This is a genomic window from Clostridium sp. OM05-6BH, assembly GCF_003481635.1.
Taxonomy (GTDB): domain Bacteria; phylum Bacillota; class Clostridia; order Lachnospirales; family Lachnospiraceae; genus Butyribacter.
The window spans coordinates 28,424-54,568 of record NZ_QULH01000014.1 but is presented as its reverse complement, the minus strand read 5'-3'; the positions used below and the strand labels follow the sequence as shown (position 1 = coordinate 54,568).

The window sequence follows — 26,145 nt, the reverse complement described above, 5'->3', positions numbered from 1 at the left end:
AGACTTCGAAAGAAAAGTAAAACAATTCCAGCCCCCTGTATGCTCCATATTCCAAAGCATTTGATGAGTTCGAAATATCTGCTGCGTCCTTTCACCAAATCACCCCTTTTGTCGAAATGTACTGTTGCATTCCCTCCATCAGATCTCCTGCCTATGAAAATATTACGATTTTTCCATCATCTTCCCCTATCCACAAGGAACTTTTACACCTGCTAATTCTAATTTTGTGGTTTGACTTAATTTAGCGCCCGTCCACTGCAGATTTCCTACGACAGTTCCATCCTCTGCTTCCCCTCGTTCCTGAAATTGAAATATGTCCCGCAGAACAATATGCCCTTCTTGCATCCCTGCGACCTCGGCTATCGTTAAGACTTTCCGGCTGCGATCACGCAACCGCCCCAATTGCACCACAATATCAATTGCAGAAGCTATCTGGCTGCGTACTGCTTCAAGGGGAATGTCCATCCCCATAAGTACCAATGTCTCCAATCTGTTCAACATATCCTGTGGACTATTGGCATGCCCTGTAGACAAACTTCCATCATGTCCGGTATTCATTGCTGTCAGCAACTCACACGCTGCCGCATCTCTCACCTCTCCCAAAATGATTCGATCCGGCCGCATGCGCAATGCTGATCGCAACAAATCCCGAATAGATACTGCATTCTTCCCCTCCAAATTAGCCTCCCTGGCTTCCAGTCTGACTAAATTGGCAATTCCCTGTATCTGCAGCTCCGCAGAATCCTCTACGGTGATCAAACGTTCCGTCTCCGGAATGAAGCATGACAGTGCATTTAAGAAGGTAGTCTTTCCGCTGCCGGTACCTCCACTTATAAATATGTTGTATCCGGCTATAACAAGACTTTTTAGGAATTCTGCCGCCTCTCGTGTTATCGAGCCAATCTCGATCAATGTTTGGATCGTGATCGGCTGATTCGGAAATTTACGAATTGTCAAAATAGGTCCATTGATCGCAACCGGAGGTAATACCACATTTACACGTGATCCATCCTCCAGCCTGACATCCACAATCGGACTTGCCTCATTGACAACACGATTCATTCTGCTGACAATCTGTTGAATAACATCCTCTAATTTCGACTGACTGGAAAAACTATGTGGATAGCGGTATAGTCTTCCCGCCTTTTCGATAAAGATTGTCTGATAGCCATTCACCATGATCTCTGTGACATCATCTTGTTCCAGAATTTCCTGTAAAATATCCAATTTACGCAGTGAATTAAAAATCCCCTGTATCATTTCCTGTTTCTGAGTAACGGAAAAATACATTTCATGCCCCAGATCAAGCACCCGCTGCTGGATCATGTCCTTGATTTCTTCATCAGAAACAACACGTTCGCGATTCATGCATCGGATAATATCTTCCCTGATACACTCCTTGATCTTTGTCAGATCCTGCCGCGATTGACTGCCACATACTGCATCTTTGCCAGACACTCCTCCAATCCCTCCTTTTTAAGCAATGCCTCCCAGGATTTACACTTGCATTGCTGAGATCTCGTCGCAGGCTGCGGCACGAATAACTTATCCATGCATTTCAACAATTCCATCGAACCATCCCCGAAAAATCCAATATCAAAGACAACTTTTTCATACTCTGTATCTTCTGCCAATACGAGCAGCAGTCGTTCCAAGTCTTTCGCAGATAATTCATACAGATCCCTGTAATCCTCCACTGCAGCAATCCCTTCTATTGTTCCAATGCGACGAATAAGCGACTGTAACTTGACCGCTGTTTTCTCCTGTCTCTGCCGCAGAAAAAAGATCAGGTCTGACATTCCTCTGCACATATTGGCATTCCATATGTCATGATTGCGCTCATCATCTATCAGAACCTTTCCATCAAACACTTCAAAGTTCAGATAAAGACAACGGGTCTGTGCACTATACTTTTGAGCCAATTGTAGTGCCATCGATGTCACACCAGCTCCACCATACGGTGCAAATACTCCGACAAACTCCGTCCCCTTCATCTGCTTTTTGGGAAGGGGAACCTTAAGTTCCTCATCGTCAGCCACGATCGCCAGTACCTCCTGCAACATACTTTCCGCAGATTGATACTTAAACAACACGGCCTGTCCATTGTCTTCTCTGACACATTGTCCATCGGACAGCAATATTAAGCGGTGAATACCATGGTTGATCCCGCGAAACAGTTCCCAGTCCCGCTCTCCGGTAATCAACAGCTCCGTTCCCTGTCCTATCAAAAATTTGCGCAGGCTCTCTTCACTTGTAAACAACCGGACATCAAACAAATTCTTTTGATGCTGACAAAAGTAGTCAGCCAAACGTCTCGTATAACCTTCCTCATCATACATTGCTACAACGATCTTCTTCACCTACACACCTCCCATTTACAACTTGACAGTAAGATTACAGTTCCCATTCGTATCTTCACCGTCTCCGTCCCTATTCGCTATCCCAAGCTTTCCGGCTGCAGGTACTCCCAACATGCCTTTGCACTCCTGCAGACATCAGCTTGGTGAAGCGTGCCGCAACTATAGCACCCCACTTCCGGCCCTGTCAACTGGTACAATTTTTGTGCAAATATGCCAAATCTATATCTAGACTATTAGTAAAATCCAACGAAAACAGTATAAAAGGAACACCCCTGCCAACCCGAAAAATGCCGAAATTGTCAGGCTGATTTCGTTAATATTGACGATAAGATTTTCGTTCAGATAACACATAAAAAAATTGCAGACATATAGAACAATAAGGCCTGACAGACATCGGAGCAACACTTCCGAAAGGTACTGCATCCAGGACAAAGCCCCATACCCAATTACCTTGACCACCAAAAACGCAATTACCACAATCAACATGGCAAACATAGCAATCTACCCCTTTCTTTCTGTCATTTTTTTCAGATAACACTATATATTTATTCGTTTTATTCTTTTTTAGGACAGGAATAAATTAACAGTATTTGGTCTATACTATTACAAAAGATGGAGGTAGAAAGGATGAATGTAGCCATGAGATTATTGGAAAAGAAAAAGGAACTTCCCAAAAAAGAAAAGTTCCTTAAAAAATCATTATTAGAAGCACAAAAAAATCTGACAGATGCGTATGCCGGGCTGGATTCTGTGCAGGAGCCTGACTTGATCGACAGTTACATCTATCAATTGAACGCTGCCTATCTGCGTTACCGCGTACTTTTGCGCGATGTAAAAGCACTTACTTCGGACGAAGTGCATCAAACACCCCATATAGATTCAGAAATCCATATCCCCACATTCGATTTGGAAACTCGCGCCCTGTCCGATCTGTCCCCCGGATCAAATACTTTTTAATAGTTGTCGTATCCATGGACAAGTCGTTGCGTTTCACAATTCCCCATTCTGCCAGTAGGGCTACTGTGCCCGCCGTCAAAGCTGCAGCAATGCTGGAACCATTTCGCATACCATAACGTGCCTCTTCCGCTCGCTGTCTCTGCGTATCTGCCGGCGTCATTCCGGTAAATGCAATTGGTCCTAAAACCTGAATGCCCGGTGCCGCCACGTCCGGCTTGATGTAATCATCACGACTGTAACCACGGCTGGAATCAACTGCAATGCCGCGCGTTGTTGAATCATAATAAGCCACTGTAATAACTCCAAGATTATTCGCCGGATCACAGATTGTCGTATTGGGATCTGAACGCAAAAATCGTGTATCTCCCGGAAGTAATTCGTACATCGGCAGCCATATATGAAATCTGCCCGGCATATTTTGTTCATTAAAAACACGAATTTTCCAAACACCTTCCTGCGGCTGCAAAAAACGCAGCAAAATGCATTCGTCCCCGTTTTCCTGATCGATCAAAAGATTCTGAATTTCCACGACTGTATTTTCAAATAGGAAAGAAATCACTCGCTTTTCTGCCTGTCTCGGCACCGTTTTTCCGCTATATTCGCCGCTTGGTGAGATCAAACCTATCGAAAATACCTGCGTTGCATCGCTCCACAGCTCCATCACAAATCCGTCTCTTCCCTCGGCAACCTCTAACTCAACCTCTTCGCTGCCTCCCTGCAAAATAACGCCACTTTCATAGTGTCTCGCTGTGTTCGCCTCATTCCCTGCTGCCGTTACCACAAAAGTACCGCGATAATCCCCATAATCCCGCAGTAATTCTCCAATCACACCGCCACGGACATGACCTCCCAAATTCGTACCAACACCAAGGCACAACACAAGAGGCATTCGCATTTGCACTGCTTGCCGCCAGAGGTAACAAACGCCCAAAATCAAATCTGCTTCACTAAAACAAGTAATTTCCGAGGATATCTGATAATAATCTCTTAAATTTTGTTTTGCCTGCTTACATTTCACAACACAGATTGCTGCAGAAGGTGCCACTCCTGAAAATTGCCCATCTTCCGTCTCGTTTCCACAGGCAACTCCTGCCATAAATGTTCCATGCCCCTCCGTATCTCGGCTCGGAACGATCTCATAAGGATTGCTCGCCGAGATTGCTTCATTGATCTGTTCATTGCTATACTCACAGCCATACGCAAAACCTTTCGGCTTCTTCTCACCACCTTCTATCGTTTGATCCCATATACTTAAGATCCTGCTAGTCCCGTCTGCATTCATAAACGCCGGGTGCGTATAATCGATCCCCGTGTCGACAAACCCTACCAATACACCATTTCCAAACAATTCGAGTGCCGGAAGTCTTCTGACTGCCGACACTCCTATTTCGTTCAATATTTGTTCCGAGGAGAGCAGACCGTAGCAACGCGGCCTTTGTAGAAAACGTGCACGAATTCCCGCATCCTCAACTGTTGCCGCTTGATAGATCACTGCAAACCTCCGGCTGGCGAATTGTACACAATCCGTACCATACCACTGCTTGATCAATGCTTCGTCACCAGTGTGTTCTATCAAATAATCCTGATATTCATTGGAATAAATCTGCTGTTCACAGTCGGTCATAGGTATTTCACCTCACAAGGAAATACAATCACTTCTATATATATGCTCACCGTGATCATATTATTCTTGTCGTTGTGTCAATAATTTTGCTTCTCCGCTTTCCCGCATTTCAATACGAGGCGCCCCCTCATGATTAATATAATCTTCCGTGATCGTCACGCGACCGATCAGATCATCTTTCGGGATCTCATACATAATATCCAGCATGAATTTCTCAATGATCGCACGCAAAGCACGCGCGCCTGTCTTTTTCTCTGCCGCCTGCTTAGCAATCGCACGGATTGCACCATCATCAAATTGCAGATCCACCTCATCTAAAGCAAGTAGTTTCTGATATTGCTTCAAAATCGCATTTTTAGGCTGTGTAAGTACTTGTGCCAGCATATCCTCCGTCATTGCCTGGAGCGTAAACACCACCGGAAGACGTCCCAAAAACTCCGGAATCATACCAAATTCCCGCAAATCCTCTGTTGTCACCTGCTCCAAAATATTGGCATCATCATCATATTTGTCTTTGAGTTCTGACATAAAACCAATTGCGGACTGTTTGGTCAAACGATTTTTGATCGTTTTATCCAGCTCCGGAAATGCGCCACCGCAGATAAACAATATATTTCTCGTATTAATTGTTGTCATTGGCACCATGGCATTTTTATTCGTTGCGCCTACCGGCACTTCCACATCGGCACCCTCTAACAGCTTCAACATTCCCTGCTGTACTGACTCGCCGCTGACATCTCGACTCTTGGAATTCTGCTTCTTGGCGATCTTATCAATCTCGTCGATAAAAACAATGCCTCGCTCTGCTTTTTCCACGTCATTGTCTGCCGCAGCAAGCAATTTCGACAAAACACTTTCCACGTCATCACCAATATATCCCGCCTCAGTCAAGGACGTTGCATCTGTGATCGCTAACGGCACCTGCAACAGCCTTGCAAGTGTTTTCACCAGATATGTTTTACCACAGCCGGTTGGTCCGATCATCAGCATATTGGACTTCTCAATCTCAATATCGTCCATAGTATCCGTCAGCACGCGTTTATAATGATTATAGACCGCAACCGACATTACTTTCTTGGCATATTCCTGACCGACTACATATTCATCCAGTCTTCCTTTGATCACATGCGGTGCCGGCAAATGCTGAATATCAAAAACCTCTTCTCCCTCTGCAGCTTTTTTCTTCTCTTTGGGTTTCTTCTTTTTGAGCTTTTGACGTTCCGGAATATCCTCATACTGTGGCGGCTGTGCCATATTAAACATATCCATATACGGCATTCCCATATTCGGAAGTCCCGTCATGGAGTCAAAGGTCTTCTGCATACAATCATTACAAATACAGATTCCCTGTGGCAAACGCATCATTTTACCGGCCTTACTCTCCGGTCTTCTGCATACGTAGCATATATCTTCGTATTCATTATTTTTATCTTTATTGTTGTTCTCTTCTGCCATACTGTTCACTCATGTCCTTTCTATTGTAGCACTGCTCAATCTGCTTTGCATTTCTTGACGCACTCCCTGCACTATGCTAAAATTAGTGCTGTGTGCTCTCATAGTTAAATGGATATAACAGCCCCCTCCTAAGGGGCAGTTGTAGGTTCGATTCCTACTGGGAGTGCTTTTCTTTTCGCATAAAGTGGCTTGTTACAGTATAGCACATTCGGATACGTTTCTTAAACCACTTTATACAAATTTAAGAAGTTCTTACTTTTTTGATATTTGCGTCTCCGCGTACTTTGCGCAAATATTGTTCCACCGCTGTTATTACAGTGGCTTATCTTAAGAGGTGCGCAGAACGGAGGAAAACGTTGAAGCTAAAACGAACGGTTGCTTTGCTGCTTTGTGGTGTCATGCTGCTAACCGGTACCGGAATCACAACCTTAACCATCCCTGCCAACGCTGCAACGGCTCAGGCGACACAGACCAAATGGCCATCCGGACCAAAAAAGAACTCTTTGTCCAGTGATTCGGCAATTGTTATGGAATTGTCAACGGGCACAATATTATATGAAAAAAACTCTCACAAAAAACATTATCCGGCAAGTATTACTAAGATCCTGACATCCATGCTCTTAGCAGAAAATACTTCCATGAATGAAACCGTAACAGTCTCATCAACTGCTGCATATGGTATCGAAACCGGCAGCTCCACTATTTTTTCCGAGCCCGGCGAAAAGTTATCAGTAGAGCAATGCTTGAATGCGATCATGTTGGAATCTGCCAATGAAGTATGTCTGGCAGTTGCCGAACACATTTCCGGCAGTATCAGTAACTTTGTCGGATTAATGAATAAACGCGTAAAAGATCTTGGATTAAAGGATACACACTTTAACAATCCAAATGGCTTGCCTGATCCGAAGCACTACACAACCGCTTATGATATGGCAGTGATCGCCCGACAGGCAATGAAATCTTCCGCCTTTCGCAAAGCCTGTGGTACAAGACGATATGTCTGTGCCAAAACAAATAAGCACAAACAGGAACGCACATGGCAAAATCATCATCAGATGATCAATGGATGGCGGTATCCTAAATACGAATACAAGTATGCCATTGGCGGCAAGACAGGTTACACCCACGTTGCTCAAAACACATTGGTCACTTATGGTGAAAAAAATGGAATGGAACTTGTCTGCGTCATCATGAAAGCTGCCGGACCAAAACAGGGCGAGCCAAACGAATACACGGACACGACCAAATTGTTGAATTATGGGTTTGAAAAGTATCAAAAATACACCGTAAATCAGGAAAATGAGCAGATCAATGCCGATCTGTTTAACAACTATGGCAGTTACTTTAATGCAGACGAGTCTCCGGTCCGCCTGGCGGATGGTGCCTGTGTTGTTCTCCCAAAGGGAATACCACTTTCTGCTGCAAAGCAATCGATCACCTACAATAAAAATGTGAAACTTCATGATGGTGACAATGTGATCGGCCAGATTACTTATACGTATGGCAATAAAACTGTTGGAGCTTCTAACATTATATATACGAACTCTGATTCGACAAAACACTTAGATGAAGCTTCACGAAATCTGGTGAACGCCAAGATTGCAAATATGGAAGCCAATAATTCCAAGCATAAAATACAAAAAAAACTGTTCCGCAATATTGCAGATGCTGCGAATCAGTTGTCCCGCAAGGTAGGAAGCGTTTTTCACAATCAACTTTTAGGAAGTGTGATCATTATCATCATCGCATTGTTATTGATCATCATTATCGCGGTACTGTTGCGCAACCTGACACCAAGCCACAGACGCCGAGGACGCAAACGAAGCGGTGGCTACCAAAGTCGTGGCGGTCGACGTCATCATGCGAAGCAGAAAAAAAACCGCAGCCGCGACGATTTTGCTCCAAGATCAGAACGTCGAAACCACAGCAAGCATTATGAGAAACATACTCCTCGAAAAGAAAATACTAAAAAACGCAAAAAAGGAGTACAGTATCATAAACGACATAAGCGAACCAAGGAAAGTTTCGGCAAAAACTTCTTTGATTTCTAACTACAAACATCATAAGATAAGCTTTTCAAAATAACGATCCAACGCTTATCCTGCAATAATAAAGAACAACAAAACAGCGCCTCCTCTGAAGTTAATAGAGGAAGCGCTGTTTAATTTGTTTTTACGGTATTTTAATTATATGATGATATTGAACTTTTGACATCTTGATCATTATATATGATCAACCAAGGATTCTGCGGGCACAGCATGGAGTACGATAAAATGCATTAGCTGTCACAATACCCCATTTCTTACCGGCTGCATGAACAATACGTCCCCCACCAATATACATAGCCACATGGCCAATGCTGCTGCCATGTTTGTAAAACAACAAATCTCCAGGCTGCAAGCTGCTCATACTTACGCTGCGTCCATATCCGGCCTGTGCTGCTGAGCTGTGTGGAAGGCTATATCCAAACTTCTCATAAATTCTCATAGTAAATCCGGAACAGTCTGCACCACCAGTCAAACTGGTTCCACCCCAAACATAAGGATTGCCGACAAACTGTAATGCATACTTAACAACTGCGCTGCCGCTCTTGCCGGATGGTTCCTGTGCTGTAGATGTTGACTTTGCACTCTCAGAAGCTTTCTTCTGTGCTGCAGATACTGCATGCTTAAATTTCAGTGTTGTAGACACATACTCTTTTGCCACATAACCAACTTTTCCACTGTCTGTCTTAATCTTTACCCAGTCCTTTGAGATACTCTGCACGATAGCATCATCTCCATCTGTAATCTGTGTTACGATATCGGACTTTGTATTCTTTTTTTCGCGCACATTTAAGGTATCTGTTCCCTTTTTAACAACAGCGTAATTCTTACCAAAACGTGTGGACAATTTCTCTGCACGAGCTCCTGTAGCCACGTACTCTTTCTTAACATATCCGGTTACTTTACCGGAACGGATCTTAACCCAGTCACCTTTTACTTTTAAGATCTTTGCAGAACTTCCACGATGAAGTTTCCCCATCACCTTACTGTCTGTACTTCTGCTCTTACGCACATTAACATAATCTTTAGCAACGGATAAGACCAGGCTGCGATATCTTTTGGCAACAGGCTTTACCGTTGGCTTTGCCGTTGGTGCCGGTGTTGTTGTCGGCGTTGTTGTCGGCGTTGTTGTCGGCGTTGCACTTGGAAGCATCGGTCCTACGAACTCATCCGAAACAACTTGATTTAATGTTACACGTTTCTGATTATTAATAGATATTGGTGTCGGTGCAATTGCCGGAGCGACTGTAGCATTCGTAACCTCAGCTCCTGCTGCTGTTTTTATCAGCCCCATCTGCTGAAATAAGGTGCTCTCCTCCGGGCCTGCAATCACAACATTCATTCCTATAGTAAGTGCACAAGCAACGCTGACCCCCGCTGCTTTCTTCACTAAATTTTTTCTAATCACGATAGTTACCATACCTTTCACCTGTAATTTGTTACAAATATGTTACATTTCATTACAAATTATAACAACATCATTAAATTTTGTCAAATAATATTACATAATTACCAAAAAAAGGCAGCGCCCGATCGTATATTAACCATGAAATCCCTATGGGAATACATCATTCCCTTTATACATATGATTTTCGTACAACTCTTCTATTTTGTAAGTTTCCATATATTATTATCTTCTGCAAAATTGCTCATTTCATACAAAAATAAGATTTCCGCATCTTTCTTCTGCTGTAGAATGTTTATTACAGATTTTCGGTAATACCGTAAGTCGATCATAGTTACCTGATCATATTGTTCTAACAAAAAAGGCACCAGACAGTTGGCAAAAGAATCCTTAAACACGATCAGATTCTTTCCTGTGTGGTTTTGTTCTGACATCTTGATCGTCACTTCCCCATAATTTCCGCCAAAAAAGTACGCATATTTATCCTTCGTACTACATCTACGGGCATCATAGATCGTATGCTTTTCTTTGCCATCGCACACCACCGAAGAGATCTCCGGTAAATGATCCGCCGCATAGATCGTATCTGCTTTGGCATCTGCACCAAGCACACGGGAATGTAATGTTCCCAAAAAGTTTTTGCTGACCATCTTAGGCTTGAAATGCTCATAGGGCTGTTTTGTCAAGTGTAACGGCTGGCAAAGCTGCTGATAACCCACATAAGCTCCTGCCAAGGTCCAGTGATGATCTGTGCGGTAATACAATTGTTCCGACTTTTTCTGTTCATTCATTGCCTGTCGAATGTCTACAAATGTAGTCTGCTTGCATACCGAACCGGCAGCACGATACAGCGCCGCAGCCTGATAAAACGGTGCCTGTGCAGGCAACTTGTCTGCCAATATCGTTCCGGCGTCAGGTACAAGAAGCAGCGTGGATTTTGACGCTCTCTGACTACCCACATATTCCACATATCGCAGATTTTCCATATAGCGAAACATATCTATAGAATCTTCGGTCTTTTTGGCTAGATAATAATGATCTTTTCCCAAATAGGTGTCTCCAATATCCTTCTGCCCCATCATACGTTTGCATATAGATGCGGTTGCCGTAAGCCCATCTCTCCCGGGAAATTGGTCATCTGCGCCTTTCTCTAATTTTTCCTGATATTGTCCCTGCACGAAACTATTAAGTGAAAATGTGGGGATCTGCTGCAAAACACGATTTTCGTTTTCCGAAAAATGTTTTGCCGGTCTGATAAACATGGTTATGCCAAGTGTAAACAGGCCTCCTATGATCAGCCCAAAATATATCATATACCAGTGACGTTTCATTCTAATCCTCCATTCCGCAGACGTTCCACGGCAAAGGACCGCTCACAAAACATGAGATTTTGCTCTGCGATCAATGCTACTTTCAAAATCTGAAGTACAAAAACGGATTATACGATCCGCTTACCAAAAATGCCACACTGCAATACAACACCAACACCGTAAATATACTTGCCGCCACAAATCGTATCTGTTCCTGACGGGACGAGATCGCATCTATAAGCTTCAGCCGTGTCCAGCCCTTACGAAGCAGCTGTTTAGTCAGTTTTGTTGACCCAATGATCAATACGATCAAAAGAGGGATGTGGGTATACCATTGATATATAGCTGTCTGGTTGTACAATGCTCCGTTCGCACCGAACATCGTAAGAAAATAACGTCCCAGGTCCGCAATATTCTCATTGGCAAAGATCACCCAGCCAAATAAAACGACCAGGCAGGTATAAACATGCTGCAGCCATCCCGGCAATTGTTCCAATTTTTCTCCTAAAAATATTTTTTCTATGGTAAGCAAAATAAAATAATAAATGCCCCACAATACAAAGTTCCAAGACGCCCCGTGCCAAAGCCCGGTCAGGCTCCAAACTACAAACAAATTCCATATCTGTCTGGTTCTGCCCCGTCGATTTCCCCCTAGCGGAATATACAAATATTCACGGAACCATGTGCTAAGCGTTATATGCCAGCGACGCCAAAACTCCGTAATACTTTTTGAAATATACGGATATTTAAAGTTTTCCGGAAATGTAAATCCGAAAATATGCCCCAGTCCAATTGCCATATCCGAATAACCCGAAAAATCAAAATATATTTGAAACATAAACGCAATGGCCCCAAGCCATGCCCCTAATACCGTCCCGGTCTTCTGCGTCGATATTTCTGTCCACAATGCACCGATTTGATTTGCAAGCAAAACCTTTTTGCCCAGTCCGATAATAAAACGCTGCAGACCTGCTGCCATTTTTGCCGGAACCAGTACACGATCGTTCATCTGCTGCTCCACCGATGCATACCGCACGATCGGCCCTGCGATCAACTGCGGAAACATACTAACATACATTCCAAATGCGATCAGGTTATGCTGCGCTTTCACTTTCTGCCGATACACGTCAATTGTGTAAGACATAGTTTGAAATGTGTAAAACGATATTCCAATTGGCAGTGCAAGCTTCCATATATGTATGTCTGTCCCCGTCAGATTCCTCAATGAAGTCAACAAAAATTCCGTGTACTTAAAAAAGCAGAGAATCCCAAGATTCCCTACAACAGATACGGTTAATACAATCTTTCTATATTTTTGATAATTGACAAAACGCTCTTTATTCGCCAAAAAATATTCCAACAATAAACCATTGGTATAATCAAATACCGTAGAAAATAACATGATCCATATATATACCGGCTCGCCCCATGCATAAAAGAACAAGCTAACTGCAAATAGCAGTCCATTACGCAATTTTGCCGGACAAATAATATACAATGCGATCACTGCCGGCAAAAATAAAAACAAAAACACAACACTGCTAAATACCATAGTTATCCTCTCTTCTGCCTTGTTACCATACAAAGATCAGCGAATCTGTTGATTAAGTTTACCAACCAGATACGAATTGCGCGTCATGGAAATGTTGTTGATAAAAAAGATTTTCTGTATCTTTTTGTCTTTTACCAAATGTGATAACTTCCCATTCCAATAACGATAGTCAATGACATATATTTTGGAAAAATGATCGGTCAAATATGGTACAAGTGCATTTCCAAACGATTCTTTCACCACAACACAACTGGAAGAATCCTTGATGTTCTTATTGGTGATCACCGTATACGCATTATCTCCCTCCAAAAATGCCAAATATTTGTTGCTGATTCCATATTTCGACGAGTCCGCAATAACATGTCCATTCACTATTTTGCCGGATTCGTTCTGATATTTCATGCTGATCTTATCGCTCACCGGGTAATAAGCTGCCAGCTCATCTTTGCGAAAATTTTTATCGCCATTGGTGTCACCATAATATGTACCAATAAAACTTCCAAATTTCTTCTTCTCATATTCTGATAACGCATGTGGTGAAATGCCAAGTTTCTCGCAAATTCCCACATATCCATAATACGCCCCTTTGGACGTCCAGTGATGATCTGTGCGATAATAAACATACTCCTGTCGGTGCTGCATCAATGCATCATACAACGATATCGTCTGCACGGATTTTTCCAGCTTTGCAAAGATTTTCTTGATTGCCTTGTCCTGCGGTGTTGAATTAACATGTGCTAATTTATTGTCCGGCATGGTGATTCCTACACTCGTTGGGATAATGATGTCATAAATTGTTGCAGAAGAACCATACAGTTTGGCCGCTTTATTAATTGCTTTTGCATAAGAAGACGCAATGGATGGCACATAGTTATAAAGTTCATAGCCGGTATCTCCAATCACAACAGTTGCCGTGTCCTCATATATCTTCATTTTGTCATGTGACGTAATTTCTGCATATCCACCCTGTGGTGTTGCTGTCGGCGTTGCTGTCGGCATCGCTGTCGGAGTCTGTCTGTTCTTCTCAGCCTGTTTTTTATGTGTTGTATTAGAACCTTTATCTTCCTTAAGCGCATGAGAAATAACCAGAGTTTCTTCTGTCTTGTGAGGCTTTGCCCGCCATAACAGGACTCCGCAAATAACAATCAAGCATACTGCCACCGCCAAACCAATTATCTTCCCTTGCCTAAACCTTCCCATACCTAACCTCTTCCGTATATACTATTTATCCGCCTCGAATGCATCCACGATCTTATTTTGGGCGGTCTCATAGTCATCTGTAACGCAAGCAACAACATACTTTCCGCATCGTATGATAACCGCATTTTCAATCTTATCTGCCTGTTTCGGAATATAGTCTTCAAAGGAATGCTTCATCTCTTTGAGATGTTGTTCTACTGCTCCCTGATCTTTCTTAGCTTTCTCTTCTGAGGAAGCGGTGACCACCAGCACTTCATCGGAATATGTTCCTTCTCCCATATATAAAGCTGCTTTGGAATCTTTCTGCAACGATACGATTCCCTCCACAACGCTATCATCCATTAAATTAAGCTTCGTTTCGTATTTTATGTCCTGAAGCAGTATCTTTGTTAACGCCTCTATATTCACCTTTTTATCGGACACGTTATTCACTTTTTTCTGTGTTGCCAGTGCTTTCTGTACAGCTGGCTCTTTTACACCTGTTGCTTGCCACTGGACAATCCCCCAGATAAATACTGCTGCAATAAAAATTGCCATCGCAGTCAACATCTGCATTCTATTATTCGTCTTTTGGTTCATTTGCGGCTGCTCCTTTAAATTGCAAGACATATATTATCATTAGTACACATCTTCATAATGTCCCTAAACATACATATTTGCGTACATTTTATCTTAGCATACTTCCAACTATCGTGCAAGAGATGCGGCGCACCGCTGATAGATATTGTGGTCAAAAAATAAGAAAAAAAGAGCTTCTGCATATCGCAGAAGCTCATAATGATCGCTCCTATAAACTAACCAAAATTAATCAGTTGTATAAGGCATAATTGCTACGTGACGTGCACGCTTAACTGCAACTGTTAACGCACGCTGATGCTTTGCACAGTTACCTGTAATTCTTCTTGGAAGAATCTTGCCTCTCTCGGAGACATATCTCTTTAACTTATTTACATCCTTGTAGTCGATATAATCATGCTCTTTGTCTGCACAGAAAGCACAAACTTTTTTTCTTCTACGCATTGGTCTTCTTCTTGAAGCATTGTTATCGCCTTTATTGTATGCCATTACGAAACCTCCTTAATAATTTGTGTCTATCAGTCCATCACACCTTGAATGGTAATTCCTCTTCAATGGCATCCGGAATATTCATAAATCCGTCGCCTGCAGCCTGTGTCGGCTCTGGTCTGGATGGTGCTGCCTGCTGATAACCGCCGGCATTATTTGCAGATGCTGCTTTGCTCTCCGCAAATTCCTGATTTTCCACTACAACATCTGTAGTATAGACACGTTGTCCATCTTTGTTGGTATAGCTTCCTGTCTGAATGCGACCCTCAGCTATGATCTTAGTGCCCTGATGAAGATAATTCTCTGCAAACTCAGCCCCTCTGCCAAAAACCACACAGTTAATGAAATCTGCAGTCTGCTCATCTCCCTGGCGTTTAAAACGACGGTCTACCGCAAGTGTATATCTTGCAACCGCTGTCTGATTCTCTCCTGAAGAATAACGAACTTCAGGATCTCTGGTCAATCTACCACATAAAATAACCTTATTCATGAAGGAAACACCTTCCTTTCTTATGCTTCCTGTCTAACGCATAAGTATCTCAGAACATTGTCCATGATTCGAACAGCCTGCTCCAACTCGCCCGGAACAGTTGCCTCGCCATCAAACTTGATGAAGTAGTAGTAGCCCTCTTTCATGTGCTGAATCTCGTAAGCAAGTTTCTTCTTGCCCCACTCTTCAACCTCTGTGATAGTACCGCCGAATTTGGTTACATAATCCTTTGCCTTCTCGACAGTTGCTACTCTTGCATCTTCCTCGATCTTAGCATCGACAACTAACGCTAACTCATATTTGTTCATAGTCGTCTGTACCTCCTTTTGGTCTCTGGCTCTTTCCCGGCTGCGATTCTGTGACTTTCGGAATCGGTGTCTTTCAAAACACATGCCCCACTGGAAAGAACAAGGAAAAATTAACATGTCACATTTTTCTATTATAGCAGAACTTTACAACCTCTGCAACAACTTTTTTTCTGCTTATTGGCCACTCCGGGATACAAATCCGCGGAACGCCTTTTCTACCTGCTTCCGCGGAAGCATTATCTGGTGGCCGCATCCGGTGCAGCGAATGCGGATATCCATCCCTACACGTCTAAGCTCCCACGCATTTGTTCCGCACGGATGTGATTTCTTCATTTTGATAACATCGCCTACTTTTAAATCCATCCATTCCCTCCTTATGGTCACATCGACAAGCACTATTTCCATCACAAAATCCTAATTTTCTGCCTTCATATCTATATTTTGAATTTCTCGCATCCAGCTATAGAACATTGTCGTATTTTTTGTCATAGACTTCGAACGGATACGGCTGCTGCTATATAACATTGTCGTACTCTTTTGGTGAACAGGTACTTCCACTATCATTGCATAAATCTCGTCAAACGCTTTTTGTGTCCATTTTTTCTGCTTTTCCTTGTTTATGGTTTGATCGGACTTGTTGATCGCTTTCATCAGCTCTGCATTTTCCAAAAATGCAAATCTCTCTGCAAGATCCGGATTGCTGCTCATCTCTTCCTCGGCGTACCACAATGCTATTGAGGATTTCTTGGCAAATACATTTCCGCGGCGAAGATTTGCGACTTTCTTATTCAATTTATCTACTGTTGTAGTATGAATTTGTATTGTAATGCCAATCCCTTGCAGATCACTCGCAACCGCCGTGGCCAGCTGATATCCGACTGTATCCGTTCCACCGGCTAATTCCATTGAAAACAACGTCTTTGCACCCGCAGGAGCTGCAGTTACTTTGCCATCCTCTACGGTATATCCCGCTTTTTCCAACCATTTAAGTGCAGTCTGCTGTGCCTCTTCCCGCTTTTGATCAACCGCATCATCTGTCTTATAGATCTGCTCTTTGCCATCCGGCGTCTCTGCATAGCAAAGTTTATCCTCATTTGGCTGCTCCGGAGACAACCACGAATCCTTTGCCGCCTGTGCATTTACACTGGTAAGTTTTGCACCTTCTGTTTCCATCTGCACTCCCCGACATGCGCTAACTACCATGGCGATCGCATGCCGTAAAGCCGCTGATTGCTCACTAAACGGCTCATTATTTATGCATACCCGGTATGGATTGAGACCCCAATATGCATATGATGCATTGGCACTTTGACAGGTGTTGATCTCATCGCCGGACATTTTCCCATTTCCGTTGATTTCACCAATTGCCTCAAGGTCAGACTGAGTCAAAGCCAAAGATGCCACATCTACTGTTTGTCCTTTCATCTCCTCGGCAAGTTTCGCTCCGGTCAGATCCTCATCCTTAAACAGTTTTGTGAGATCCTTTAGCTGCACGTACGTGATTTTTGGGCAGCCTTGATAATACAGCTCATTCGCCATGAAATATGCAATTCCACTGTCATATTTCACAAATCGATACGCTCCGGCTCCAACCGGTGAACTCTTATTAGCGCGAATTGCAGAGAGATCTCCTCTCTTAAATCCAAACTTATTTGCGTTATAACTATATTTTGTTGTATCTCCATAATAATGCAGCGGGCAGATCGGAATCTGCAGCTTTTCCTCAAATCTGCTGTCATAGCCTGTTGTATAAATACGCAATTCGTAATCATTAAGGCGTTTGATTCCTTCGATACTGTTTACCCTCGTTTTTTTCTTTGCCTGCTTCGCCATCAAATAACGCGCCTGCCTTTCGAGCGCACTTTCATACCCGCTCTCATCGCTGCTATGCTTCTGCATCCATTTCTGCAGTGCTGCCGGCTTCTTACGAATATACTTTTTCACCTGCTTGTCCGTATACGATTCTGCCCGAGCATTATTTGCCTGATAATTCAGCAGCCCACGGATATTACTGCTTTTTAGCTGCACATTGCCGTCATAATCATTGTCACAAAATGCATAAAGCGAAAAAATCACATCGTCAATAGTGATCGGCTGGCCGTCACTAAACAGAAGATCATCTCGGATCGTAATACGATATACCGTATAGTTCGCTTTGGTACGTCGTGCCTTTTTAATATCCGCAATTCCATAATACGTATAGTTCTCATCGTTGTATTCACGAAGCTCTCCATCAATCCCCTTTTCCACCAGCCGACCGGCGCGATCCGTGTCAAACAGTTTGGTCTGCGTCAAATTCATGACCTGTTCATCAGACGCAGCCTGTGCCAAAAACGGATTGAAATTTTTATCAAGTCTGCCACAGCCAATGATCAGCGGAACCTCTGACTGCTGCTTACCTTTTCCTTCTGCCTTAGCAGTACCGTTCTTAACTTCTGCTGTTGACTGCACATATGGTTTCTTCGCTTTTTTCTGCTTGCCACAGCCGGTCACCCCAAATACCATGGACGCCGCCAATAACGCAGCTAAACATTTTTTTCCTATATTAATCATGCTTGTCCTCCATTTACTCTTACCTCGGATCCTCACTACTTAACTCAAACTTCTGTCGTTTGAACAGATAATTTTGCATTGTCATATTACCATTATATTTCCAAGGTGTCAAAAGAGCTCCTGATGTCTTGCGTGGAAAACTCTTTACAGAACTTTATTCGGCTTTGAATAGCTTGATTTGACGTTGCAGGACTTTATTACTCCTTACAGAGCTTATAATGAAAAAAGCAACCCTTTCGGATTGCTTCTCTTCACGCACTGTATGTTTCAATCTGCTCCCACCCAGTACAACGAATAATATAGACTATCCGTTGTGTTAATACTTATGTACTCCTACCACCTTATGTATACATGCGCTCATATATACCGGGCATACGCAGCGACAGCCCTCACCTTTTTTTGTCTGCCTCCTGCATATGGACCGATTTTGAAAATGTCTTCTGTAGTCATTTCCAATGTAGTTCAATGAATAATCTGCGATAATTGCTCAATCGCATTTTTATTCTTACTAAAACATTTTCGTAAACTTATAATAACATATTTTATCAAAAAAGGCAATAAAATTTTACATTTTATTGCCTTTTTTTACATATTATTTCCGTATTTTTCTGCAGTTTTTTGACAAATAGTCACTGACAGATCATAGCTTCTTTTGATTCGAAAACGGATTACAGCGCGGATACCCTGTCTACAAAATCAATTACCATATTAGGATAGTAAACAGCCTTACCTGCACTCTCTGTGTAGACGCTTGCTCCGATACCACAAAGTCCATAACATGTGTTGATCAGATTACTACGTGAACGTTCACTCTCGATAGCACTATTGGCAAATCCAATGGCATCCATATTACCGATCATAATACGTTCGCCCCAGTAACGTTCTTTCCCACTGAGTGATATACCTGCGTTCTCCAATGCTGTCTTAATCTGTGCTGAATCTCTTTCGACATCGGCCGCATCAGTCTGCCTACCATCTGCAATCTTTTTGCTATACGCACGCGCCACATTGGAAACCTTTGTGTTTTTGCGTATCGCTTTGACATCCGCATCACGTACTCCGGTGTTGACCAAATATGCATTTAAAATTTCGAAGGTCTCTGTTTCCATTTCTGTCAACACATCCGCAGAATAATTCATTGGCAGCGTTGTCTCTGTACACTGCGTCATATCTGCGATCGAATATGCATTGTTGAAGATCTGAATGCTGTATACCTTGTCATCTCCATAAGCGTCCGCAAATGCAATGATCGTTGCATTGTCGACATCCTTACTGTATGCTGCCGCATCACCGGCTGTTGTTTTGTACCAGTCTATATCAACCCATCCATTAGAAACCAACGTAGCTGCAGATGTTCCATAAGACACTGTTCCATCAAAATTCATTGATGACGCATTACCGCTAATACCAACTACAATATCATCTTTCAGGTAGATCAAAATATATGTGCTGTATTTTTCATCAAAACTCTTATCAGTATCATTACCACCAGCACGGAATGCAATAACATCAAAGCCCTGTGGCGATTTTGCGGTACGTTTAACATCTGTTTTTAATGATCCAAGTACCGTGTTTACTTCATCTCTGGTCAATCCCAAAGCAAGTTGGTAACCAGCAATCGTAAACGCTTTTTTTCCATTCAGGTTAACATTTTGTCCTGCATTCCCGGATGGTGTCGCTGTTGGTTTTACCGTTGGTGTCGCGGTCGGTTTTGCCGTTGGCGTTGCTGTCGGTTTTACCGTTGGTGTTGCTGTCGGTTTTACCGTTGGTGTTGCTGTCGGTTTTACCGTTGGCGTTGCTGTCGGTTTTACCGTTGGTGTTGCTGTTGGTTTTACCGTTGGTGTCGCGGTCGGTTTTACCGTTGGTGTCGCTGTCGGTTTTACCGTTGGTGTCGCTGTCGGTTTTACCGTTGGTGTCGCTGTCGGTTTTACCGTTGGTGTCGCTGTCGGTTTTACCGTTGGTGTCGCTGTCGGTTTTACCGTTGGTGTCGCTGTCGGTTTTACCGTTGGTGTCGCTGTCGGTTTTACCGTTGGTGTCGCTGTCGGTTTTACCGTTGGTGTCGCTGTCGGTTTTACCGTTGGTTTTACTGTTGGCGTTGCGGTCGGTGTGGCACTTGGTTGCGGTGCTGCACTTGGTGTTGGTGCCGGTGTCACTGTCGGACTTGCACTTGGCTTCGCCGTCTGCGTTGGTGTTGGCGTTGGCGTTGCGGTCGGTGTGGCACTTGGTTGCGGTGCTGCACTTGGTGTTGGTGCCGGTGTCACTGTCGGACTTGCACTTGGCTTCGCCGTCTGCGTTGGTGTTGGCGTTGGCGTTGCGGTCGGTGTGGCACTTGGTTGCGGTGCTGCACTTGGTGTTGGTGCCGGTGTCACTGTCGGACTTGCACTTGGCTTCGCCGTCTGCGTTGGTGTTGGCGTTGGCGTTGCGGTCGGTGTGGCACTTGGTTGCGGTGCTGCACTTGGTGTTGGTGCCGGTGTCACTGTCGGACTTGCACTTGGCTTCGCCGTCTGCGTTGGTGTTGGCGTTGGCGTTGCGGTCGGTGTGGCACTTGGTTGCGGTGCTGCACTTGGTGTTGGTGCCGGTGTCACTGTCGGACTTGCACTTGGCTTCGCCGTCTGCGTTGGTGTTGGCGTTGGCGTTGCGGTCGGTGTGGCACTTGGTTGCGGTGCTGCACTTGGTGTTGGTGCCGGTGTCACTGTCGGACTTGCACTTGGCTTCGCCGTCTGCGTTGGTGTCGCGGTCGGTGTGGCACTTGGCTTCGCCGTCTGCGTTGGTGTTGCTGTCGGTTTTGTTGTCGGTGCAGTGCTTGGACTCGCTGTTGGCTTCACTATTGGTGCGGCACTCGGGCTCGGAGTTGTTGTCCGTGCAGGTGTCGGCAGTGGCGCTGCACTTGGCATTTTCGTTGGCGTTGCGGTCGTTGCAGTGCTTGGACTCGCTGTCGGTTTTGTTGTCGGCGCAGTGCTTGGACTCGCTGTCGGTTTTGTTGTCGGTGCAGTGCTTGGACTCGCTGTTGGCTTCACTATTGGTGCGGCACTCGGGCTCGGAGTTGTTGTCCGTGCTGGTGTCGGCAGTGGCGCTGCACTTGGCATTTTCGTTGGCGTTGTCGTTGGTTTCGCTGTCGGCACCATCGTTGGTTTCACCGTTGGAGCTATGGTCGGTTTTGCCGTCACATCCATAGTCGGACTAACATTGGTCGTCTCTGATGGTTGTACTATTGCAGTCGGCTTCGGTGTCACTACCCGCACCGGAGTGGCAACAGGCATTGGTTTTGGTCTCCTAATAACTATCTTTTTCGGCAATACTCGAACGTGACAAACCAATTTCTTTTTGCCTACTTTTGCAACAATTTTTGTTATTCCTATCTTTTTCGCCCTTACCAGTCCTTTTTTACTGACTGTCGCTATTTTTTTCTTACTGGATTTCCACTTTACCTTCTGCTTTTTCTTTAAATTTTTCACTTTGAGCTTTTTTTTGGCCCCAGCGCGCAAAGTTATCGTTTTTTTGTTGAGCTTTGGCGCCTTTGCTGCCTCGGCGAGCATAACCGATGATGTGGAAGTTACCACTAATGCTGCCGCCAGCACGCCGCACCAAGCTCTTGTGCATGATTTCTTTTTCACTTTTTTCTCCTTCCGCCAACTATCTGTCAACAGTTACATTTAATACCTCACTCTTCTTTAATAATATCCGCAAAAGTCGCCCCGGATGCCTTCGCTAAATCCTCCGGCTGCAGAAGAATCTGTACGCCTCTTCTTCCGCCGCTCACAGCAATCTTGTCCTGCTGTTTTGCGCTCTCATGAATCACCGTTGTATACTGCTTTTTCATACCGATCGGAGTACATCCTCCGCGAATATAACCGGTCACTTTGTTGATCTCTTTGACCGGCACCATTTCCACATGCTTTTCACCAACTGCACGTGCCGCCTTTTTCATATCAAGCTCACGATGCACCGGTATTGCATATACATAATAGTTGCCGCTCTTGCCCAATGTAACTAAAGTCTTAAATGTCATTTCGTAATCCTGCCCAAGTTTGTCAGCGACATCCATTCCGTCAACAAATTCTTCACATTCATAATTCATCAACTCATACGGAATCTTTTGCCGATCCAACATTCTCATCGCATTGGTTTTTACTTCTTTACCCATGATGTCATCCTCTTTTACTTAAATTAATTTTACCTTATCGATAAGATCAATAACAAGGTTTGGATAATACACTGTTCCGTCATTATATGCACCGGCGCCCAGGCCCATAACAGCGTAATCTCCACTCCATAATAATGCTCTGGCACCACTGCTCTCGATCATACTGTTAGCAAATCCGATAGCATCCATGTTGCCGATCAAAACACGCTCTCCCCATGCGCCAGGTGCTATCCCTGCGGCACGGATCGACGATCTAATATCACTACTGGATCTTGATGCATCACTTGCATCAATAATTCCTGCTGAAACAATCTCGCTGCTATAAGATTTGGCTGCTGCGCTAAGCTTCGTATTAATACGGAATGCGCTTTGTCCCTGATTTACCAAATATGCATTCAAAAGTTCTCCGCTTTCGGTTGCCATTGCGGTCTGCACCTCTGCCGGATAATTTAACTGCAATGTCGTTTCACTAACATTTGTCATATCATCCACCAAAAAGCTGTCGCTAAATGCCTGAATACAATATACCTGGTTGCTTCCGAGTGCATCCACAAATGCGATAACTTCCGTTCCCTTGATCGTCTTTGTATATGCACCGGCTGCGCTGCCTGCCAAATACCAGTCAACGCTGGTCCAGCCATTCGATGCTAATGTACTCGCCGGCGTTCCATAAGATACCTCGCCTGCATAAGACATTCCCGGCGCAATTGCTGTAATTCCGATCACTTCATTATCCTGCAAATATGCCAAAATATAAGTGCTATATTTCTGATCATATTGGTTTCCGCTCAGGCTGGAATTATTGCCATTCTCACGAAATGCGATCACATCAAATCCCTGTGGAGATTTTTCTTCACGTTTCACGTCAGTCGACTTGCTTGCCAGTGCATTATTAAACGCTGTCTTTGTCATTCCAACCGAAAGCTGTCTGTTTCCTACCGTCAGTCCTGATGAACTTGGTACTGCTGTTGGCGTCACTGACGGTGTTTTACTTGGTGCTGCTGTTGGCGTCACTGACGGCGTTTTGCTTGGAACTGCCGTTGGGGTACCGGTTGGCGCATTCGTTGGTGCCGGCGTCGGAGTACTGGTAGTGCCACTCGTTGGTGTCGCACTTGGTGATGCACTTGCAGATGGCTCCGGTGTCTTCTGTGCCGCTCCCTGTACTATGATCTTATCCGAATTCAAATAATATACGGTTTCTGTCATATTATCAACCAAACGCACATAAATCGTATTTACCGTACCTGTCTGCAAAGTAAAAGACTGATCATTTCTAGGATGATTTTTCCAAAAACCTTGTCCAAACTCTTCTCCTTCGTGACTTTTCAGTTCATCCAAAGACATCTCTCTACCGTAAGTATTCGTATAATACAAAGAGCCGTCAAAAATATCTGTGTAACCAATTCGGATCGTTGCCGCTTCGGTTACTGTTACATCCTTCAACGGTCTGTGGTATGCATTCCACGTCGTTGCGACATTATCATTCAAAATAATCTTCGCTGTCGTTGGGTCTCCCTCTTCTGAAGGTTGCGTTGTCTGCGAAGGATTATCGGACACCTGTGGATTCTTGCTTGGTAAAGTTCCCGGATTAGCAGTTACTTTCGCCGTAGCTTTTGGCTTAGCAGTTACTTTTGCCACAGCTTTTGGCTTAGACGTAACTTTCGCCTTTTTCTTTGCCTTGACAACAACTTTACAGGTATACTTCTTTTTGCCGATTTTGGCAACAATTTTAGCCGTTCCTTTTTTCTTCGCTTTGACAACACCCTTCTTAGTTACTGTCGCAATTTTTTTCTTCGAAGAATACCACTTTACTTTCTTTTTGGTCCCTTTCACCTTCAATTTAGCCTTTTTACCAACAGTCAATACAAGCTTTTTCTTGTTTAGCTTGACCTTTGCCTTGGCATCAGTCTGCTGCCCCGGTACAAACACCGATGTGATCACTAACGCTCCGACAAGCACAAGGCTCATCCATTTCTTTCTCTCTTTTTTCATGCTATTTCCACATTCCTTTCTCTGCCCGCTGGCTTGTCAGTTTTTGCATTCGCCACAGGCACAACATTAAAATCACGGATTTCATCCCAGCCACTCTAAAATGCCACTCTCACATAATCTACAAAGTCAATGACCAAATATGTGTAAAACACATCGTCACCATTTTCAAAATATGCTGCACTTCCAAGCCCCATAACGCCGAGTCCCTCTTCATCGCAAAGCTGCGCTCTTGCCGCCTGACTCTGCACAGCAGAATTTGCAAAACCAATGGCATCCATATTGTTGGCCATAATTCGCTCACCCCACTGTCCGCACTGTAAACCTGCGCCGACGATCGCCGATTTAATCTCAGAACTGCTTCTAGTCATGTCTGTCGCATCTGTTGCACCGGCTTTTGCCATCGTGTTGCTGTAGCTTTGTGCCACACCACTTAATTTTGAATTGATCGCAAGGGAACGCATTCCATAAAAAGTGAGATATGCATTGAGCAGCTCCCCACTCTCTGTTGCCATCGCCTTTACCACTGCATCGCTGTACGTACATGACGCATCCTGACTGGAAAGATTGGTCATTCCATCAATAGAATAGGCTTTATCAAACGCCTGTATACAGTAAGTCGTCTGGGTTCCATAATAATCTACAAACGCCAGCACATTCGCATTGGAGGTCTCTGTGGAATAGGCTCCTGCTCCGACTACATCTCCTCTTGTTTCATACCAATCTACCGATGACCAAGCACTTGACGATTCTAAAGCAGCTGCACCGGTTCCTGCTTTTACTAAAGAACCATATGCCATTGATTTACTGATACCACAAATACCTACGACCTTGCCGCTTTTCAGATACAGCAAAATATATGTACTAAATTTGTCATCGCGCGAAACGCTGGAGTTGTTACCGTTTGGTCGGAATGCAAGAACATCAAATCCCTGTGGAGATTTTTCCGAACGCAATATATCCGTCGAAAGTGAACCCAATACCGTGTGCACCTGTGCCAATGTCATACCAAGTGTCAGATTGCGTCCTCCAATCTGAAAGATATCCCCATTTAGTGCTACATTCTTACCCGGTGTACCAGTCACCTTCTGTGTACCGCCATTCGTTTTCGAACTGTTATTCTTACGGTTTGTGTTTTTATTGCTTTTTTTAGTGGCAGCTGCTTTTACCGTTACTTTGCAGACATATTTTTTCTTGCCAACTTTAGCAGTGATCTTAGCAGTTCCTTTTTTCTTTGCCTTGACAACACCTTTTTTCGTAACGGTCGCTACCTTCTTTTTATTGCTGGACCATTTTACTTTTTTCTTGTTGTTCTTTAGCTTTAACGTAGTCTTTTTACCAACTTTTAAAACAACTTTCGTTTTGTTTAGCTTCACCTTCTTCTTGGCGGCAGCCGCAGCATCCATGCTCTGTGGCATTATCATTGCGGCAGCTAGTGCTAATGCTAATACACGCGCCCATGGCTGTCTTCTTTTTTTCATACGCTCCTCTTTTCCATGCCGATTGTACGACATTAATTTTCATTTCTATGTTACCTTTTATTATATGATATTCTTCTCTATTTCTCAACCGTTTTCGTACAGTATTTATGCGGTTTGTACGAATTTACATCTGACACATTTCTGCCATTTTTGGAACCCCATTGATAAGCAGCTCTAACTTCCGGTATGGAAAGTTTCCTATAATGC

20 protein-coding genes, 1 tRNA gene and 1 pseudogene are annotated in these 26,145 nt (G+C 43.9%); 3 read left to right on the top strand and 19 right to left on the bottom strand.

Annotated features, from left to right (window positions below; all coding sequences use genetic code 11):
* Positions 1-186: 186 nt before the first annotated feature.
* The 4 genes from DXB73_RS11090 to clpX all read right to left on the bottom strand — a co-directional run bounded on the left by DXB73_RS11090 (position 187) and on the right by clpX (position 6,396).
* Positions 187-1,368: a CpaF family protein gene (locus DXB73_RS11090; RefSeq protein ID WP_118506983.1), complete on the bottom strand. Its 1,182-nt coding sequence runs from the start codon at positions 1,366-1,368 to the stop codon at positions 187-189.
* A 41-nt stretch (positions 1,369-1,409) separates the two neighbouring features.
* Positions 1,410-2,360, bottom strand: a complete 951-nt coding sequence (locus tag DXB73_RS11085) for a hypothetical protein (RefSeq protein WP_118506949.1) — start codon at positions 2,358-2,360, stop codon at positions 1,410-1,412.
* A gap of 841 nt (positions 2,361-3,201) precedes the next feature.
* Positions 3,202-4,941, bottom strand: a complete 1,740-nt coding sequence (locus DXB73_RS11070) for a S8 family peptidase (protein WP_118691162.1) — start codon at positions 4,939-4,941, stop codon at positions 3,202-3,204.
* Between the two features lie 60 nt (positions 4,942-5,001).
* Complete coding sequence (gene clpX, locus DXB73_RS11065; protein WP_118506984.1) at positions 5,002-6,396, bottom strand: ATP-dependent Clp protease ATP-binding subunit ClpX; 1,395 nt, start codon at positions 6,394-6,396, stop codon at positions 5,002-5,004.
* 94 nt (positions 6,397-6,490) lie between these two features.
* Between clpX and DXB73_RS11060 the strand changes: the two genes are divergently transcribed.
* Together DXB73_RS11060 and DXB73_RS11055 are read left to right on the top strand one after the other, a co-directional pair.
* Positions 6,491-6,562 (top strand) — tRNA-Arg (locus DXB73_RS11060).
* Between the two features lie 190 nt (positions 6,563-6,752).
* On the top strand, positions 6,753-8,447 hold the full coding sequence (locus DXB73_RS11055; RefSeq protein WP_118691161.1) for a D-alanyl-D-alanine carboxypeptidase family protein: 1,695 nt from the start codon (positions 6,753-6,755) through the stop codon (positions 8,445-8,447).
* A 181-nt stretch (positions 8,448-8,628) separates the two neighbouring features.
* On the opposite strand, the gene DXB73_RS11050 is transcribed toward DXB73_RS11055, so the two are convergent.
* The 11 genes from DXB73_RS11050 to DXB73_RS14940 form a co-directional block, all read right to left on the bottom strand.
* Positions 8,629-9,861 (bottom strand): C40 family peptidase, encoded by a 1,233-nt coding sequence (locus DXB73_RS11050; protein ID WP_118691160.1) that lies wholly within the window; start codon positions 9,859-9,861, stop codon positions 8,629-8,631.
* 185 nt (positions 9,862-10,046) lie between these two features.
* Positions 10,047-11,177, bottom strand: a complete 1,131-nt coding sequence (locus DXB73_RS11045) for a DHHW family protein (protein ID WP_022025089.1) — start codon at positions 11,175-11,177, stop codon at positions 10,047-10,049.
* An 82-nt stretch (positions 11,178-11,259) separates the two neighbouring features.
* Positions 11,260-12,708 carry an MBOAT family protein gene (locus tag DXB73_RS11040; protein WP_118691159.1) on the bottom strand — a complete coding sequence of 483 codons (1,449 nt, stop codon included), beginning with the start codon at positions 12,706-12,708 and terminating at the stop codon, positions 11,260-11,262.
* A 36-nt stretch (positions 12,709-12,744) separates the two neighbouring features.
* Positions 12,745-13,908, bottom strand: coding sequence for a DHHW family protein (locus DXB73_RS11035; RefSeq protein WP_022025087.1), 1,164 nt, complete (start codon positions 13,906-13,908; stop codon positions 12,745-12,747).
* A gap of 21 nt (positions 13,909-13,929) precedes the next feature.
* Positions 13,930-14,487 (bottom strand): DUF4358 domain-containing protein, encoded by a 558-nt coding sequence (locus tag DXB73_RS11030; RefSeq protein ID WP_182434138.1) that lies wholly within the window; start codon positions 14,485-14,487, stop codon positions 13,930-13,932.
* A gap of 225 nt (positions 14,488-14,712) precedes the next feature.
* Complete coding sequence (gene rpsR, locus DXB73_RS11025; RefSeq protein WP_022025085.1) at positions 14,713-14,973, bottom strand: 30S ribosomal protein S18; 261 nt, start codon at positions 14,971-14,973, stop codon at positions 14,713-14,715.
* A 37-nt stretch (positions 14,974-15,010) separates the two neighbouring features.
* The gene (locus DXB73_RS11020) at positions 15,011-15,463 is read right to left on the bottom strand and encodes a single-stranded DNA-binding protein (protein ID WP_022025084.1); all 453 of its coding nucleotides are present in this window, start codon (positions 15,461-15,463) and stop codon (positions 15,011-15,013) included.
* 20 nt (positions 15,464-15,483) lie between these two features.
* Positions 15,484-15,771, bottom strand: coding sequence for a 30S ribosomal protein S6 (gene rpsF / locus DXB73_RS11015; RefSeq protein WP_118506956.1), 288 nt, complete (start codon positions 15,769-15,771; stop codon positions 15,484-15,486).
* A 174-nt stretch (positions 15,772-15,945) separates the two neighbouring features.
* On the bottom strand, positions 15,946-16,134 hold the full coding sequence (locus DXB73_RS11010; protein WP_118506957.1) for a DUF951 domain-containing protein: 189 nt from the start codon (positions 16,132-16,134) through the stop codon (positions 15,946-15,948).
* A gap of 51 nt (positions 16,135-16,185) precedes the next feature.
* Entirely contained in the window at positions 16,186-18,324 is a 2,139-nt protein-coding gene (locus DXB73_RS11005) for an ABC transporter substrate-binding protein (protein WP_118691158.1), read from the bottom strand.
* A gap of 668 nt (positions 18,325-18,992) precedes the next feature.
* Positions 18,993-20,477: a hypothetical protein gene (locus DXB73_RS14940; RefSeq protein WP_243104711.1), complete on the bottom strand. Its 1,485-nt coding sequence runs from the start codon at positions 20,475-20,477 to the stop codon at positions 18,993-18,995.
* Between DXB73_RS14940 and DXB73_RS14935 the strand changes: the two genes are divergently transcribed.
* Positions 20,431-21,633 (top strand): hypothetical protein, encoded by a 1,203-nt coding sequence (locus DXB73_RS14935; RefSeq protein ID WP_243104710.1) that lies wholly within the window; start codon positions 20,431-20,433, stop codon positions 21,631-21,633. The genes DXB73_RS14940 and DXB73_RS14935 overlap by 47 nt on opposite strands.
* A gap of 65 nt (positions 21,634-21,698) precedes the next feature.
* On the opposite strand, the pseudogene DXB73_RS15180 reads toward DXB73_RS14935, so the two are convergent.
* From DXB73_RS15180 to DXB73_RS10985, 4 genes and pseudogenes are all read right to left on the bottom strand, one after another.
* Positions 21,699-21,860: pseudogene (locus DXB73_RS15180) on the bottom strand (Ig-like domain-containing protein); the annotation flags it as partial.
* Between the two features lie 125 nt (positions 21,861-21,985).
* Positions 21,986-22,468 carry a Cys-tRNA(Pro) deacylase gene (ybaK, locus tag DXB73_RS10995; protein ID WP_118506961.1) on the bottom strand — a complete coding sequence of 161 codons (483 nt, stop codon included), beginning with the start codon at positions 22,466-22,468 and terminating at the stop codon, positions 21,986-21,988.
* 18 nt (positions 22,469-22,486) lie between these two features.
* The gene (locus DXB73_RS14925) at positions 22,487-24,460 is read right to left on the bottom strand and encodes an Ig-like domain-containing protein (protein WP_243104072.1); all 1,974 of its coding nucleotides are present in this window, start codon (positions 24,458-24,460) and stop codon (positions 22,487-22,489) included.
* 95 nt (positions 24,461-24,555) lie between these two features.
* Positions 24,556-25,938 (bottom strand): Ig-like domain-containing protein, encoded by a 1,383-nt coding sequence (locus DXB73_RS10985; protein ID WP_182448311.1) that lies wholly within the window; start codon positions 25,936-25,938, stop codon positions 24,556-24,558.
* Between the last annotated feature and the right edge of the window lie 207 nt (positions 25,939-26,145).